The sequence below is a fragment of the Stenotrophomonas sp. Steno-Z2 genome, assembly GCF_056393235.1.
The window spans coordinates 806,836-821,791 of record NZ_JBWJOY010000002.1 but is presented as its reverse complement, the minus strand read 5'-3'; the positions used below and the strand labels follow the sequence as shown (position 1 = coordinate 821,791).

At 69.5% G+C, this 14,956-nt stretch carries 15 protein-coding genes and 1 tRNA gene; 15 read left to right on the top strand and 1 reads right to left on the bottom strand.

Annotated elements, in window-relative coordinates:
* Positions 1–573, bottom strand: a complete 573-nt coding sequence (locus tag AC06FP_RS08795) for a Maf family protein (protein WP_478075230.1) — start codon at positions 571–573, stop codon at positions 1–3.
* 114 nt (positions 574–687) lie between these two features.
* Here AC06FP_RS08795 and AC06FP_RS08790 point away from each other — a divergent pair, with 114 nt between their 5' ends.
* From AC06FP_RS08790 to AC06FP_RS08720, 15 genes are all read left to right on the top strand, one after another.
* The gene (locus tag AC06FP_RS08790) at positions 688–1,197 is read left to right on the top strand and encodes a YceD family protein (RefSeq protein WP_478075229.1); all 510 of its coding nucleotides are present in this window, start codon (positions 688–690) and stop codon (positions 1,195–1,197) included.
* A gap of 106 nt (positions 1,198–1,303) precedes the next feature.
* Positions 1,304–1,498, top strand: a complete 195-nt coding sequence (rpmF, locus tag AC06FP_RS08785; protein ID WP_054663666.1) for a 50S ribosomal protein L32 — start codon at positions 1,304–1,306, stop codon at positions 1,496–1,498.
* 88 nt (positions 1,499–1,586) lie between these two features.
* On the top strand, positions 1,587–2,552 hold the full coding sequence (locus AC06FP_RS08780) for a beta-ketoacyl-ACP synthase III (protein ID WP_456118368.1): 966 nt from the start codon (positions 1,587–1,589) through the stop codon (positions 2,550–2,552).
* 70 nt (positions 2,553–2,622) lie between these two features.
* Entirely contained in the window at positions 2,623–3,405 is a 783-nt protein-coding gene (locus AC06FP_RS08775) for a BUD32 family EKC/KEOPS complex subunit (protein ID WP_478075228.1), read from the top strand.
* 95 nt (positions 3,406–3,500) lie between these two features.
* Positions 3,501–4,445 (top strand): ACP S-malonyltransferase, encoded by a 945-nt coding sequence (gene fabD / locus AC06FP_RS08770; RefSeq protein ID WP_456118370.1) that lies wholly within the window; start codon positions 3,501–3,503, stop codon positions 4,443–4,445.
* Between the two features lie 82 nt (positions 4,446–4,527).
* Positions 4,528–5,271, top strand: a complete 744-nt coding sequence (gene fabG / locus AC06FP_RS08765; RefSeq protein WP_456118371.1) for a 3-oxoacyl-ACP reductase FabG — start codon at positions 4,528–4,530, stop codon at positions 5,269–5,271.
* 148 nt (positions 5,272–5,419) lie between these two features.
* Positions 5,420–5,659: an acyl carrier protein gene (gene acpP, locus AC06FP_RS08760; RefSeq protein ID WP_005415509.1), complete on the top strand. Its 240-nt coding sequence runs from the start codon at positions 5,420–5,422 to the stop codon at positions 5,657–5,659.
* 264 nt (positions 5,660–5,923) lie between these two features.
* Entirely contained in the window at positions 5,924–7,186 is a 1,263-nt protein-coding gene (gene fabF, locus AC06FP_RS08755) for a beta-ketoacyl-ACP synthase II (protein ID WP_478075227.1), read from the top strand.
* 234 nt (positions 7,187–7,420) lie between these two features.
* Positions 7,421–8,764: an aminodeoxychorismate synthase component I gene (locus AC06FP_RS08750; RefSeq protein ID WP_478075226.1), complete on the top strand. Its 1,344-nt coding sequence runs from the start codon at positions 7,421–7,423 to the stop codon at positions 8,762–8,764.
* A 230-nt stretch (positions 8,765–8,994) separates the two neighbouring features.
* Positions 8,995–10,056, top strand: a complete 1,062-nt coding sequence (mltG, locus tag AC06FP_RS08745; RefSeq protein ID WP_478075225.1) for an endolytic transglycosylase MltG — start codon at positions 8,995–8,997, stop codon at positions 10,054–10,056.
* Positions 10,053–11,012, top strand: coding sequence for a DNA polymerase III subunit delta' (locus AC06FP_RS08740; RefSeq protein WP_478075224.1), 960 nt, complete (start codon positions 10,053–10,055; stop codon positions 11,010–11,012). The genes mltG and AC06FP_RS08740 overlap by 4 nt, the downstream gene beginning before the upstream one ends.
* Positions 11,009–11,362: a PilZ domain-containing protein gene (locus tag AC06FP_RS08735; protein WP_456118376.1), complete on the top strand. Its 354-nt coding sequence runs from the start codon at positions 11,009–11,011 to the stop codon at positions 11,360–11,362. The genes AC06FP_RS08740 and AC06FP_RS08735 overlap by 4 nt, the downstream gene beginning before the upstream one ends.
* 160 nt (positions 11,363–11,522) lie before the next feature.
* Positions 11,523–11,597, top strand: a tRNA-Val gene (locus AC06FP_RS08730).
* A 403-nt stretch (positions 11,598–12,000) separates the two neighbouring features.
* Positions 12,001–12,984 (top strand): Lnb N-terminal periplasmic domain-containing protein, encoded by a 984-nt coding sequence (locus AC06FP_RS08725; RefSeq protein WP_478075307.1) that lies wholly within the window; start codon positions 12,001–12,003, stop codon positions 12,982–12,984.
* Positions 12,981–14,936: an esterase/lipase family protein gene (locus tag AC06FP_RS08720; protein ID WP_478075223.1), complete on the top strand. Its 1,956-nt coding sequence runs from the start codon at positions 12,981–12,983 to the stop codon at positions 14,934–14,936. Before AC06FP_RS08725 ends, AC06FP_RS08720 begins: the two co-directional genes overlap by 4 nt.
* Positions 14,937–14,956: the final 20 nt, after the last annotated feature.

The following is a 14,956-nucleotide window of genomic DNA, read 5'->3' as shown; positions in this document are numbered from 1 at the left end:
TCAGGGCAGGGTGAATCCCGCTTGCCGCAACAGCCTGCAAAGCGCGATCAGCGGCAGCCCGACCAGCGCGGTCGGGTCCTGGTTGTGGATGGCGTCGAACAGCGCGATGCCCAGGCCTTCGCACTTGAAGCTGCCGGCGCAGTCCAGCGGTTGTTCGGCGTCGACGTAGCGCGCGATCTCATCCGCGCGCAGCGTGCGGAAGCGGACCCGGGTCAGGTCGGCCGCCTGCAGGTGCCGTTCGCCGTCGCTCACGCAGACCGCGGTATGGAACAGCACCTCGCGGCCCGACATCGCGGTCAGCTGCGCGCAGGCGGCTTCGCCGGTGCCGGGCTTGCCGAGCGGCGCGCCCGCCAGTTCGGCCACCTGGTCCGAGCCGATGGCCCAGGCGCCCGGGTGGCGCGCGGCCACGGCGATGGCCTTGGCCCGTGCGAGCCGTACGGCCAGCGCGGAGGGCGATTCGCCGGAAAGCGGGGCTTCGTCCACCTCCGGGGCTGCGCAGCTGAACGGCAGCCGCAGCCGGGACAGCAGTTCTGCCCGGTAGCGGGACGTGGAGGCGAGGATCAGGGCGGGCATGCGAGAATACCGGCGTGGAAGCCGCGCCGAGTCTGCGTTGCCGCTGCCCCCATGGCAATGGCCGGCCGGGCGGATTTGACAGCGGGTTGGCTCGTCCTTAACATTCTGCAGCTTATGTCCGCGAACGTGCCCGAATTGCTGGATGCCTGGCGGATGGTCGCAGCGCGCAGGCGCTTCGAGGGCCGGGTGCCGTTGTCCGCGCTGGGCCGCCTGCAGGGGCTGGTCGCCGATGCCGAAGGAGAGTGCAGCTATGCGCTGGAATTCGGCCGCGACGAGGTCCTGTGGGTCGCCTATGTCGAACTGACCATCGATACCGCGCTGCCGTTGATCTGCCAGCGCAGCATGCAGCGTTTCCTGCTGCCGGTGAACATGGTGCAGCGTCTGGGCCTGGTCCGCGACGAAGAAGAGGAACAGGCGCTTCCGCCGGATTACGAAGCGCTGCTGGTGCCGGAAGACGGCAGCCTGCGGCCGCTGGACCTGGTGGAGGACGAGCTGGTGATGGCGGTGCCGGTAGTGCCGGTGGCGCCGGGAAGCGAAGCGGTCGAGCGCGACTTCTCCGCAACCAGCGAGGAACTGGGCAAGGCCAATCCGTTCGCGGCATTGGCGGCGCTGAAAAAACAATAGCAGCCGGTTGTCGTCGGCGGCTGCGGCGAAAGCAAAACCAGTGCCGGATGCCTGCATCCCGCGCACTGCAACGACGAAACGAACGAACCGAGTTTGGAGCAATCCCATGGCTGTGCAGAAATCCCGTGTTACCCCGTCCCGCCGCGGCCAGCGCCGTTCGCACGACTCGCTGAGCGCCAAGCAGCTGTCCACCGACCCGACCACCGGCGAAGTGCATCTGCGTCACCACATCACCGCCGACGGCTTCTACCGCGGCAAGAAGGTGATCACGACCAAGACCTCGGTCGTCGAAGAAGATTGATCCGCGTCGGGCCGCCACCGCGAGGTGGCGGCCCGCACCGATTTCTTCCGGGGCCGCCGCAGCGCGGGCCCGTGCAACAGGAACCAGCATGAGCAAGCGGATCTACTCGAGGATCGCGGGCACCGGTAGTCATTTGCCCGAGAAGGTGTTGACCAATGACGATCTGGCCAGGATCGTCGACACCAGTGACGAGTGGATCCAGTCGCGAACGGGCATCCGCGAGCGGCACGTCGCCGCCGAGGGCGAGACCACGGGCGACCTGGGCTACAACGCCGCGCTGCGTGCCCTGGAAGCGGCCGGCATCGAGCCGTCGCAGCTGGACATGATCGTCGTGGGCACCACCACGCCGGACCTGATCTTCCCGTCCACCGCCTGCCTGATCCAGGCGCGCCTCGGCGCGGCCGGCGCGGCGGCGTTCGACGTCAACGCGGCATGTTCGGGCTTCCTGTATGCCCTGAGCGTGGCCGACAAATTCATCCGCAGCGGCGACGCCAGGCATGTGCTGGTGATCGGTGCGGAAACCCTGACCCGCATCGTCGACTGGAACGACCGCACCACCTGCGTGCTGTTCGGCGACGGCGCCGGCGCCGTCGTGCTCAAGGCCGACGAGGAAACCGGCATCCTCAGCACCCATCTGCATGCCGACGGCAGCAAGAAGGAGCTGTTGTGGCACCCGGCCGGCGTGTCCACCGGCCTGGACAAGCCGGGCAAGCTGACCATGAAGGGCAACGACGTGTTCAAGTACGCCGTCAAGGCGCTGGATTCAGTCGTGGACGAGACCCTGCAGGCCAATGGCCTGGACAAGTCCGACCTGGACTGGCTGATCCCGCACCAGGCCAACCTGCGCATCATCGAAGCCACGGCCAAGCGCCTGGAGATGTCGATGGACCAGGTGGTGGTGACGGTGGACAAGCACGGCAACACCTCGGCGGGCTCGGTGCCGCTGGCGCTGGATCATGCGATCCGCTCCGGCAAGGTCGAGCGCGGCCAACTGCTGCTGCTGGAAGCCTTCGGCGGCGGCTTCACCTGGGGTTCGGCGCTGCTGCGCTATTGATAGACCGGATTGACCGGGGGCATGAGGCTCCCGGCGCGGCCAGGGGCCGCCGTTTCCGGGAGGTACCGTCATGGCTGAACCCATTCTCATCGAAGGGCAGCGCGCATGGCTCAAGCATTATGGTGAGAGCAGCCGGGCAGTGGCCCTCGGGCTGCTGAATTTCGTTGCGCGCCGTTTCCAGCTCGATGCACTGCGGCCGCCGCCGCACCGTGGCGGCGCGCAGGCGCGCGAGATCGAGGCGCGGCGCCTGGTCGAACTCAAGGCGCAGGGCGTCCATGTTCCCGACGTGATCGGGGAGGGCAGGGCCGCGCTGGTGCTCGAGCATACCGGCGCCTCGTTCAATACCTGCCTGCGCGAGGCCGATGCGGCCGGGCGCGACCGCCTCGTGGCGGCCGCCATTGAGGCCATCGCCGAGGCGCACCGGGGTGGCGCGTATTTCGGCCAGCCCCTGCCGCGCAACATGACCTGGGACGGGCAGCGCGTGGGCTTCATCGACTTCGAGGAAGACCCGCTGGAGGTCATGGACCTGGACCAGGCGCAGGCCCGCGACTGGCTGATGTTCGGCTATGGCGTGGCCCGGTACTACGAGGAGCGCCCGCAGGTGCTGCGGGCGATGCTGGCCGACGCGATGGAGGCCGCGGACCGGCCGGTGGTCGCGCACGCGCACGAGGTGACCGGCCGCCTGCAGCGCCTGGCCCGCGTGCTGCGGCGTGCCGGCAAGTCGGGGCGCGCGCTGGCCCACGCCATCCTGGTCGTGCACGCGGCCACCACGTTCGGTTTCATCGCCCTGGCGGTGCTGTCGCTGGACTGGCTGGCCGACGGCGAGCTGGACCTGCTGGCGCTGCTGACCTGAGCCGGCCGGGAGCGGCCTGCATACGCGCCAGTACAGACGAGCGGGGGCATTCACGCTTATGATGCGCCGCTTCGATTCATGCAGCAGATGACCGCGTGACTGATTCCCGACTCGCTTTCGTATTCCCCGGCCAGGGTTCCCAGTCGCTGGGCATGCTCGCCGAACTGGCAGAACTGCACCCGCAGGTGCGCGATACCTTCGCCGAAGCCTCGGAAGGCGCCGGCGTCGACCTGTGGGCGCTGTCGCAGGGCGGCCCGGAGGAGCAGCTCAACCGTACCGAATACACCCAGCCGGCCCTGCTGGCCGCGGGCATCGCGGTGTGGCGGCTGTGGAATGCGCAGGGCGGGGCCAGGCCGGCGCTGCTGGCCGGGCACAGCCTGGGCGAGTACACCGCGCTGGTCGCCGCCGGCGCGCTGTCGCTGCGTGACGGCGCGCACCTGGTGCGCCTGCGCGGCCAGCTGATGCAGGAGGCCGCGCCGGCCGGCGTCGGTGCCATGGCCGCCGTGCTCGGTGCCGAGGATGCGCTGGTGCAGGAGGTCTGCGTGCAGGCCAGCGGCAGCCAGGTGGTGGTGCCGGCCAATTTCAATTCCCCGGGCCAGATCGTGATCGGCGGCGACGCCGCGGCGGTGGACCGCGCGCTGGCGCTGCTGGCCGAGAAGGGCGTGCGCAAGGCGGTCAAGCTGGCCGTGAGCGTGCCCTCGCATACCCCGCTGATGCGCGAGGCCGCCAACCGGCTGGCCGAAGCCATGGCCGGGCTGGACTGGCGCCAGCCGGCGCTGCCGGTGGTGCAGAACGTCGATGCGCAGGCGCATGACGGCGTGGAGGCCATCCGCGACGCGCTGGTGCGGCAGCTGTACCTGCCGGTGCAGTGGACCGGCTGCGTGCAGGCCCTGGCCGCGCGCGGCGCCAGCCGCGTGGCCGAATGCGGCCCGGGCAAGGTGCTGACCGGCCTGGTCAAGCGCATCGACAAGAGCCTGGACGGCCGTTCGCTCGCCACCCCGGCCGATTTCGCCGGCGCGCTGGAAGAGTGGGCCGCCTGACCCCTACGATACGGCCGGCGCGCGCATTCGCGCCCGGCCCCGACCTGCAGCCGCGATGCGCGGCGCACCAAGAGGAAACCGCATGAGCAAGCCATTGCAGGGTGAAATCGCGCTCGTTACCGGCGCCAGCCGTGGCATCGGCGCGGCCATCGCCGACGAACTGGCCGCGCAGGGCGCGACCGTCATCGGCACCGCCACCACCGAATCCGGCGCCGCCGCCATCGGTGCGCGCCTGGCCGCGCAGGGCGGCCACGGCCGCGCGCTGAACGTCACCGAGCCGGGCGCGGTCGACGCGCTGATCGACGCGGTGGCCAAGGAATTTGGCGCCATCAGCATCCTGGTCAACAACGCCGGCATCACCCGCGACAACCTGCTGATGCGCATGAAGGACGAGGACTGGCAGGCCATCCTCGACACCAACCTGACCAGCGTGTACCGCACCTCCAAGGCGGTGATGCGCGGCATGATGAAGGCGCGCAAGGGCCGCATCATCAACATCGCCTCGGTGATCGGCGTGACCGGCAATGCCGGCCAGGCCAACTACGCCGCGGCCAAGGCCGGCATCATCGCCTTCTCCAAGTCGCTGGCCAAGGAGATCGGCAGCCGCGGCGTGACCGTGAATGTCGTGGCGCCGGGCTTCATCGATACCGACATGACCAAGGACCTGCCCGAGGACGCCAAGACCGCGATGCTCGGCCAGATCGCCCTCGGCCGCCTCGGCGAGCCGGCGGACATCGCCCGCGCGGTGGCATTCCTGGCCGGCCCGTCGGCCAGCTACATCACCGGCGAAACCCTCCACGTGAACGGCGGCATGTACATGCCGTAAGCGTGCGGCGCAGGGACTGCGCCCAAGTGGTTGATCGCCGTGGCTTTTTGCCAGAATGCATGGCTCCGGCGCTTTCCACTACACTATCCCACGGCCATCGCTTCCGATGGCGCCTTTTGAACCACTACTCCATCTGGAGCGATATCCAATGAGCACCATCGAAGAACGCGTCAAGAAAATCGTCGTCGAACAGCTTGGCGTCAAGGAAGAGGAAGTCACCAACAGCGCATCGTTCGTCGATGACCTGGGCGCTGACTCGCTGGACACCGTCGAACTGGTGATGGCGCTGGAAGAAGAGTTCGAGTGCGAGATCCCGGACGAAGAAGCCGAGAAGATCAGCACCGTGCAGGCCGCCATCGATTACATCAAGGCCCACGTCAAGGCCTGATGGCCGGCGGCCGATGCGTGGCGGCGGCCTGGCCGCACGCCGCGCACGGCAAGCCCATGGGGCCGCGACAAGCGGCCCCATCCCCATTGGGGTGCTGGCCGCGCAGCGTCCAACCCCTTCGGGTGTGGCCGCAGCGGCCCCATCCGACCCGTGTAAGCTGCGGCAGCGGCTGACCACCAAGTCTGGAATCTGGCCGCAAGCGGCCTTTGCAAGAGCGTCCCCCGCGTCATACCCGCATCGAGCATCGGGTCAGGAGAAACCGCAATGAAGCGTCGCGTCGTCGTTACCGGCCTGGGCATGGTCTCGCCCCTGGGCAATGATCTGGCCAGCAGCTGGCAGGGCATCATCGAAGGCCGCTCCGGCATCGGTCCGCTGACCCATATCGCCGACGCCTACCTGGAGCGCTTCACCACCAAGATCGCAGGTGAGGTCAAGGATTTCGACATCACCGCCGACAACGAACAGTTCGGCAAGTACCGGGTCAGCGGCAAGGATGCCAAGAAGATGGACCCGTTCATCCATTACGGCCTGGGCGCCTCGTTCATGGCCCTGCACGATTCGGGCCTGGAGATCACCGAGGCCAACGCCGAGCGCGTCGGCGCCATCGTCGGCGCCGGCATCGGCGGCCTGCTGGGCATCGAGGAACAGACCATCGAGTTCCACGAGGGCAAGAAGATCTCCCCCTTCTACGTGCCCAAGACCATCATCAACATGCTGCCGGGCCAGCTGAGCATCATCGCCGGCCTGAAGGGGCCGTCGTTCTCGGCGGTCTCGGCCTGCGCCACCTCCAACCACTCCATCGGCACCGCCATGCGCATGATCCAGTACGGCGACGCGGACGTGATGGTGGTCGGCGGCGCCGAGCGCGGCTCCTCGCCGACCGCGGTGGGCGGCTTCTGCGCGATGAAGGCCATGTCCACCCGCAACGACGACCCGACCCGCGCCTCGCGGCCGTGGGACAAGGACCGCGACGGCTTCGTGCTGGGCGACGGCGCCGGCATCCTGATCCTCGAGGAATACGAGCACGCCAAGGCGCGCGGCGCGAAGATCTACTGCGAGCTGGCCGGCTTCGGCGCCAGTTCCGACGCCTACCACATGACCGCGCCGAGCGAGAACGGCGAAGGTGCCGCGCGCTGCATGGTCGCGGCCATGAAGGACGCCGGCGTCACCCCGGAACAGGTGGGCTACCTCAACGCGCACGGCACCTCGACGCCGCTGGGCGACCTGGGCGAGACCATGGCGATGAAGACCGCCTTCGGCGACCACGCGTACAAGATGATGGTCAGCTCCACCAAGTCGATGACCGGCCACCTGCTCGGCGCCGCCGGCGGCGTGGAAGCCATCTTCTCGGTGCTGGCGCTGCGCGACGACGTGATCCCGCCGACCATCAACCTGGACGAGCCGGGCGAAGGCTGCGACCTGGACTACGTGCCCAACGAGGCGCGCCAGGCCAGGGTCGACGTGGTGATGTCCAACGGCTTCGGCTTCGGCGGCACCAACGGCACGCTGGTGTTCAAGCGCGTCTGATGCCGTTGGTCCCTCTCCCTGCGGGAGAGGGGTTGGGGTGAGGGACAACGCGGTCCAGGCGGTTCGAACATCGCGGGTCGCGTTCGCGCCCTCATCCGCCCCTTCGGGGCACCTGCATTCGGCACATCCCTGTGCCTCACCCTCCGGGCGGCTTCGCCGTGCAGCCCGGCAATCCTGCCGGACTGTCTCCCACCGGGAGAACGGCTGGCTCTCCTGGACTCTCCTGGGGCGACGATGCACCTCTTCCCCCTGCACGCCGACACCGACCTGCTGGCGCTGCATCGGCTCGCTCCGCAGCGTTATCCGCTGCTGCTTGAATCCACCGCCGCGGGGCGCCAGGGACGCTGGGATCTGCTGCTGGTCGCCGATGGCGGGCAACTGCGCCTGGAAGCCGATGGGCAGGTGCGGCGCGAGGATGGCAGCCGGGTCGAAGGCGGCTTCCTCGATGCGCTGGACCGCGACTGGCAGGCGATGCGCACCGCGCGCGAACCGGCCGATGCCGGTGTTCCGTTCCGTGGCGGCTGGGCGCTGCTGCTCGATTACGAACTGGCCGCACAGATCGAACCGGTGCTGCGGCTGCCGCACCGCGCCGACGGCCTGCCCGCCGCGCTGGCCCTGCGCTGCCCGGCCGCCGTGCTGCGCGACCGCGTGAGCGGGCGCTGCATGGCGGTGGCCGAGGAAGGGCATGACGCGCTGCCCGGGCAGCTCCACGAGGACCTGCAGGCGCTGCGCCACCAGCCGGCGTTGCCGGCATGGCAGCCGCCGCTGGCCATCGACGAGGACACCGATGCGCGCTTCATCGAGGGCGTGGGGCGCGTCATCGATTACCTGCATGCCGGCGACGTGTTCCAGGTCAACCTCTCGCGCGGCTGGCAGGCCCGCTTCGAGCAGCCGCTGGCGCCGGCGGCGCTGTACGCGCGCCTGCGCCAGGCCAACCCGGCGCCGTTCGCCGGGCTGTTCGATGCGGCCGGGCGCGCGGTGGTCAGTTCCTCGCCCGAGCGGCTGGTCTCGGTGGAAGGCGACGTGGTGCAGACCCGGCCCATCGCCGGCACGCGCCCGCGCTTCGTGGGCGACGACGATGCCGCCCGCATCCGCGAACTCGTGGGCCACCCCAAGGAGCGCGCCGAGCACGTGATGCTGATCGACCTGGAGCGCAACGACCTGGGCCGCATCGCGGTGCCGGGCAGCGTCGAGGTGGACGAACTGATGACGGTCGAAAGCTATGCCCACGTGCATCACATCGTCAGCAACGTGCGCGCGCGGCTGCGGCCGGAAGTGACGCCGGGGCAGGTGATCGCGGCGACGTTTCCGGGCGGCACCATCACCGGCTGTCCCAAGGTGCGCTGCATGGAGATCATCGCCGAACTGGAGCGGACCGCGCGCGGCGCCTACACCGGTGCCTTCGGCTGGCTCAACCGCGACGGCGACATGGACCTGAACATCCTGATCCGCACCGCCGAGGTGCAGGGCGACACGGTGCGTTTCCGCACCGGCGCCGGCATCGTGGTCGACTCCGATGCCTCCAGGGAGCTGGACGAGACCCGCGCCAAGGCGCGTGGCCTGCTGCGCGCGCTGTAGCGGGGCAGGCATCGATCCGCTGCCGCCCTCGCTGGCGGCGACCTCCAGGCGATGCCAGGAACCGCTCCTGACGGTTCCCTTTGTTCCCGCCGTCCCCGGCGGGGACCCTCCGGGCCATCGGCAGGCGGTGTCGGGAACCGCTTCCTGCGGTTCCTTTGTTGTCGCTCCTTTGGCGGCTGCGAGGCGGTGCGCGGTATCCTGCACGGCAGGATCGGACTTCGAGGTAATCCATGGCGCGAGCCAAACGCGGCTGTCTTCTGGTGGTGCTGATGCTGCTGCTGGTCGTGGCGGGACTCGCCGCCGGCGTAGCCGGCTGGCTCTACTACCGGCAGGTGCAGTTCGCCGATGTGCGGCTGACGCCGAGCCAGCAGAGCGTCGTGGTCGCCCGCGGCGACGGCCTCAATGCGGTGCTTGGCAAGCTGCGCCAGGCTGGCATCGAGGAAGGCAGCAACTACCAGTGGCAGCTGCTGGCCCGCGAGCTCGACGCTGCCGGCAAGCTCAAGGTCGGCGAATACGCGCTGGACGACACGCTCACCCCGCGCGAACTGCTGCTGCGCATGCGCCAGGGCAAGGTGCTGCAGCACCGCGTGACCCTCGTCGAAGGCTGGAACATCCGCCAGCTGCGCGCCGCGCTGCGCCGCGCCGAGCCGCTGCTGCACGAGACCGACGCGCTGGACGATGCCGAACTGATGCGCCGCCTCGGTTTCCCCGACCAGCACCCGGAAGGCCGCTTCCTGCCGGAAACCTACGTCTACCAGCGCGGCGACAGCGACATCGACGTGCTCAGGCGCGCGCACGCGGCGATGGAAAAGGAACTTGCCGCGGCCTGGGCCGCGCGCAGCGACGACCTGCCGCTGGCCTCGCCGTACGAATTGCTGGTGCTGGCCTCGATCGTCGAGAAGGAAACCGGCCTGGCCGCGGAGCGGCCGCAGATCGCCGGCGTGTTCGCGCGCCGGCTGAAGCTGGGCATGCGCCTGCAGACCGACCCGACCGTGATCTACGGCATCGGCAGCGCCTACGACGGCAACATCCGCAAGATCCACCTGACCACCGACACGCCGTACAACACCTATACGCGCGCCGGCCTGCCGCCCACGCCGATCGCCATGCCCGGCAAGGACGCGCTGCTTGCCGCGGCGCGGCCGGCCGCGGGCGACGCGCTGTACTTCGTCGCGGTGGGCGATGGCAGTGGCGCGCATGTGTTCTCCGCCACCTATGCCGAGCACAACGCCGCCGTCGCGCGTTACCTGCGCCAGCTGCGCGAGAACCGTGGCGCGGAGGTGCAGCAGTGAACGATGGCTTCGCCCCCTGGCAGCAGCGCGCCTACGAACAGACGGTGGCGGCGCTGGACGCCGGCCGCCTCGGCCATGGTCTGCTGTTGTGCGGGCCGGCCGGCATGGGCAAGCGCGCCGTGGCGATGGCGCTGGCCCGGCATGTGCTGGGCACCGGCATGGACGCGGCGGGCCGCGAGCGCAACGCCCAGCTGATCGCCGCCGGCACCCATCCGGACCTGCAGGTGGTCTCCTTCATCCCCAACAAGACCGGCGACAAGCTGCGCACCGAGATCGTGATCGAGCAGGTGCGCGAGATCTCGCAGAAGCTGGCGCTGACGCCGCAGTACGGCGCGGCCCAGGTGGTGATCGTCGATCCGGCCGATGCGATCAACCGTGCCGCCTGCAATGCGTTGCTCAAGACGCTGGAAGAACCGGCGCCGGGCCGTTACCTGTGGCTGGTCAGCGCCGATCCGGCGCGCCTGCCGCAGACCATCCGCAGCCGCTGCCAGCGGCTGGAGTTCCGCCTGCCGCCGCGCGAGGAAGCGCTGGCCTGGCTGCAGCGCCAGGGGCATGGCGAAAGCGCGGCGCGCGAGGCGCTCGATGCCGCGCGTGGCCACCCCGGCCTGGCCGACCGCTGGCTGCAGGGCGAGGGCATGGCGCTGCGCCGGCAGGTGGCCGATGAACTGGACAGGCTCGCCGCCGGCCGCGTCGGCGCGGTGGAACTGGCCCAGCGCTGGAGCGGCGACGAACACGCCGACCTGCGCCTGCGCCACGCCGCCGACCTGGCCCTGCGCCGGGCCACGGATGGCTTGACCGATCCGGAGCGATTGAACAAGCTGGCCGCCTGGTTCGACGCCGCCAACCGCACGCGCGACCTGCTGCGCACCACGGTGCGCGCCGACCTGGCCGTGGTGGAACTGCTGCTGGGCTGGGCTGCGGCCAACCAGGTGCCATCCAGAGGGAACATCCGATGAGTGCGACGAACGCCCGCCAGGGCATCCTTTCCCTGGCGGTCAAGGACAAGGCCGCGCTGTACAGCGCCTACATGCCGTTCGTGAAGAACGGCGGCGTGTTCGTGCCCACGCCCAAGCGCTATTTCCTGGGCGACGAGGTGTTCCTGCTGCTGACCCTGCCCGACTCCAGCGAGCGCCTGCCGGTGGCCGGCAAGGTGGTCTGGGTCACGCCGCTGGGCGCGCAGGGCAACCGCCAGGCCGGCATCGGCGTGCAGCTGGCCGATGGCGCCGACGGCGAGGCGATCCGCGGCCGGATCGAGACGCTGCTGGCCGGCACCGCCACGTCCGACAAGCCGACCCACACCATGTAAGGGTTCCGGGTGCGCCGGGAGGCCCCGGAAAGCCCCGGAAAGCGCCCGCAGGGAGGCTGCGATCGGCATGCCCGCGGCGGCCAGCGGAAGGGGCTGCAGAAAATTGCATCCATCCGTTGACGTCTTCGCGATTCCCCCTATAATGAGCGGCTCGCAACACGGGCGGTTAGCTCAGCGGTAGAGCATTGCCTTCACACGGCAAGGGTCGCAGGTTCGATCCCTGCACCGCCCACCAAGCGAAGAAAGAACCGGCCCCATGGCCGGTTTTTTTGTTTCTGCCGTTCATGGCGGAAACCCCGCGGGCATCGGCGAGCGGTGGCAGAACCGCTTCCGGCGGTTTTTGCCGCCGTTCCCCATCGAGGCACCAGCGCGCATGCCCGTGTGCAAGCGCATGCTGTGCGATGCGCATGCGCTTCACTCGGCTTTTGTCGGGCCGCACGCTATCGTTGCGCCGCCGAAAGGGCACAGCGGAATGGAGCGATGGCGATGGCGGCGGGTGGCGGTGCAACGAACCGGCATGGAAACAGCGGCTTGCGGGCGCTGCCAGGGCCGGCGGGCAGGGAACGGGGGCGTGCTTGATCACCGATGAGCAGGGCGCCCTGCGCCGGGTGCTGCGCGGGATCGGTGGCGCCGTCCTGATGCTCGCCTGCCTGGCGATGGGCGTCTGGGGCGGATTGGCGCTGTGGTTCCAGTTCCCGGGCAATACCGTTGCCCGGGTGGTGGCGATCCTGGCCTGGTGTGTCCCCTGCGTCTGGGCGCTGCGCGCCAGTTTCGCGCGCCGGCGGCGCTGGCATTCGCTCGCCGTGTTCGCTGCGGGTTTCGTCCTGCTGCTCGGCTGGTGGGCAACGATCCAGCCGCGGCAGGACCGGCAATGGGCCGACGACGTCGCCCAGCCGCTGCATGCCCGCATCGACGGCGACCGCCTGCTGCTGGACAACGTGCGCGATTTCCACTGGCGCGGCGAGGACGACTACGACGTGCGCTGGGAGCGGCGCGAATACGACCTGTCGCAGGTGCGTTCGGTGGACCTGCTCCTGTCCTACTGGATGGGGCCGGCGATCGCGCACACCCTGGTCTCCTTCGGTTTCGCCGATGGCCGGCAGCTGGTGTTCTCGCTGGAGATCCGCAAGGAGCGCGGCGAATCGTTTTCGGCGCTGGGCGGTTTCTTCCGCAGGTTCGAGGCGGTGCTGGTGGCCGCCGACGAGCGCGACATCGTGCAGGTGCGCACCAGCGTGCGTGGCGAGGATGTCTATCTCTACCGGCTGCACGGTCTGGACCAGGAGGAGATGCGACAGCTGCTGCGCTACTACGTCGCGCAGGCGCAGGCCCTGGAGCGCGCGCCGGCGTTCTACAACACGCTGACCAGCAACTGCACCACCATCGTCTACGAACTGATGCACCGCATCGTGCCGACGCTGCCGCTGGACCATCGGCTGCTGCTTTCCGGTTACCTGGCCGAGTATGCCGCCGACGTGGGCGGGCTCGCCCCGGGCGTGCCCTACGCGGAGCTGCGCGAACGCGGCCGCATCACCCTGCGTGCCCGCGAGGCGGGCGACACGGCCGATTTTTCCCGGCGGATCCGCGAAGGCGTCCCGGGCATTCCCGAAGGAGGCGCTCCATGAGACAGGGACTACAGGTACACCTGCGCCGCTGGCTGGTTCCGCTGCTCGCCGCCACGCTGCTGCTGTCCAGCGGCTGCGCGATGGTGAAGATCAAGCAGGTCACCCCGGCCGACTACGCGATGCTCAAGCGCGACGACATCCTCAACAGCGGCCGCCTGAGCGCGCTGTCGCAGGAGTCGTTGAGTGTCATCGGCCTGACCGCGGCGCAGTGCGCCAAGGACCTGCCCGCCTGCCGGCAGACGGTGGCCAGCATCGACGGGCTGCAGACCGAGCAGCGGCTTTCCACGCTGGCGGAACTGTGGATGCAGCAGGCGCTGGCGCTGACGCCCAAGGCCAAGGTGGGCGAGACGCCGCCGCTGTCGGATGCCGCGCTCGACGCCTGGCTGGAGACCGCGCGCTATTCCTACGCCTACCTGTTCTTCAGCGGGCGGACGCCGGCCGAACGCGCGCTGGAGGACCGGCTCACCCAGGTGCGCGACTATTACAACTACGCGGCCGAGCAGACCGCCTCGGTGGTGTTCCAGTACACCCGCGCCCGCGCGCTGGAAGGCGCCGACTACCGCAGTCCGGTGCAGGTGGACCGCTGGACGATCCGCTCCGATTTCGACCGCCTGCAGCTGGACGGCATCCCGCGGCAGCTGGTGTCGGCCACCGCGGTGAGCTTCGCCGGCCTGCGCAGCACCTACCGCCGCGATGGTTTCGGCGCCGAGCTGGTGGTGGTGATGGACGCGCCGACGCTGGCGACCCCGGTGGACGGCGAGAGCCGGGACGCCTCGCCGGTGTTCAGCGAAATGCCGGCGATCAACGCCACCGCGCTGCTGCGTTTCAGCGGAAACAGCCTGGACGAGGTGCTGGCCACGCGCGACATCCTCCTGGAAGGCTGGTCGCCGGATACGACCACCAGCATCCAGCTGGAAGGGCAGCAGGTGCCGCTGGCGGCCAATTTCACCGCGGCCTACGGGCTGTGGATGGCGCAGTCCGGCTTCGCCACCGAGTCGCTGCGCACCCTGTTCGGCCGCGGCGAAGGCATCCGCGAGCCGCATATCTACCTGATGCAGCCCTATGACCCGGACCGCCGCATCATCTTCCTGCTGCATGGCCTGGCCAGCAGCCCGGAAGCCTGGGTCAACCTGGTCAACGAGATCATGGGCGACCCGGAAATGCGCCGGCACTACCAGGTCTGGTCGGTCTACTACCCGACCAACGCGCCCATCGCGCTGAACCGCTACACGATCAGCAATGCGTTCAACCAGACGCTGGACCATTTCGACCCCAAGCGCACCGCGGCGGCGACGCACGACATGGTGTTCATCGGCCACAGCATGGGCGGGGTGATCGCGCGGCTGATGCTCAGCGAATCGGGCGATACGTTGTGGAACGGCGCGGTGGAGCGCTTCAACCTGCACGGCGAGCGCCTGCGCAGGGTGGAGGCGCGGCTCGGTCCGCTGGTGCGTTTTTCGCCGCAGCCCGATGTCGGGCGCGCGATCTTCATCGCCTCGCCGCACCGGGGCACCAATATCGCCGGCGACCGGCTGGGTCGGCTGATCGGCAAGCTGGTGCGCCTGCCGTTGACCATCCTGGGCAAATTCGAGGAGGTGTTCCTGGCCCTGCAGGATGCCGGCGAGCCCGGCGCCAAGCCGAAGGCGCCGCGCATCGACACCAGCATCGACAACCTCAAGGCGAGCGATCCGTTCATCCGCGCGTCGTCGGCGCTGCCGATGGCGCCGCAGGTCAGGTACCACTCGATCATCGCCAGGCGCAAGGCGGAGGGACCGCTGGCCGACGCCGACGACGGGCTGGTGCCGTACTGGAGCGCGCACCTGGACGGCGTGCTGTCGGAGAAGGTGATCGTCTCCGGGCACAGCGTGCAGGAAACGCCGGAAGCCGTGCTCGAAGTGCGCCGCATCCTGCGCCAGGACCTGCGCGAACACGCCGGCGGCACGGGCCACTGAACGGACGCGGCCGCCAGCGA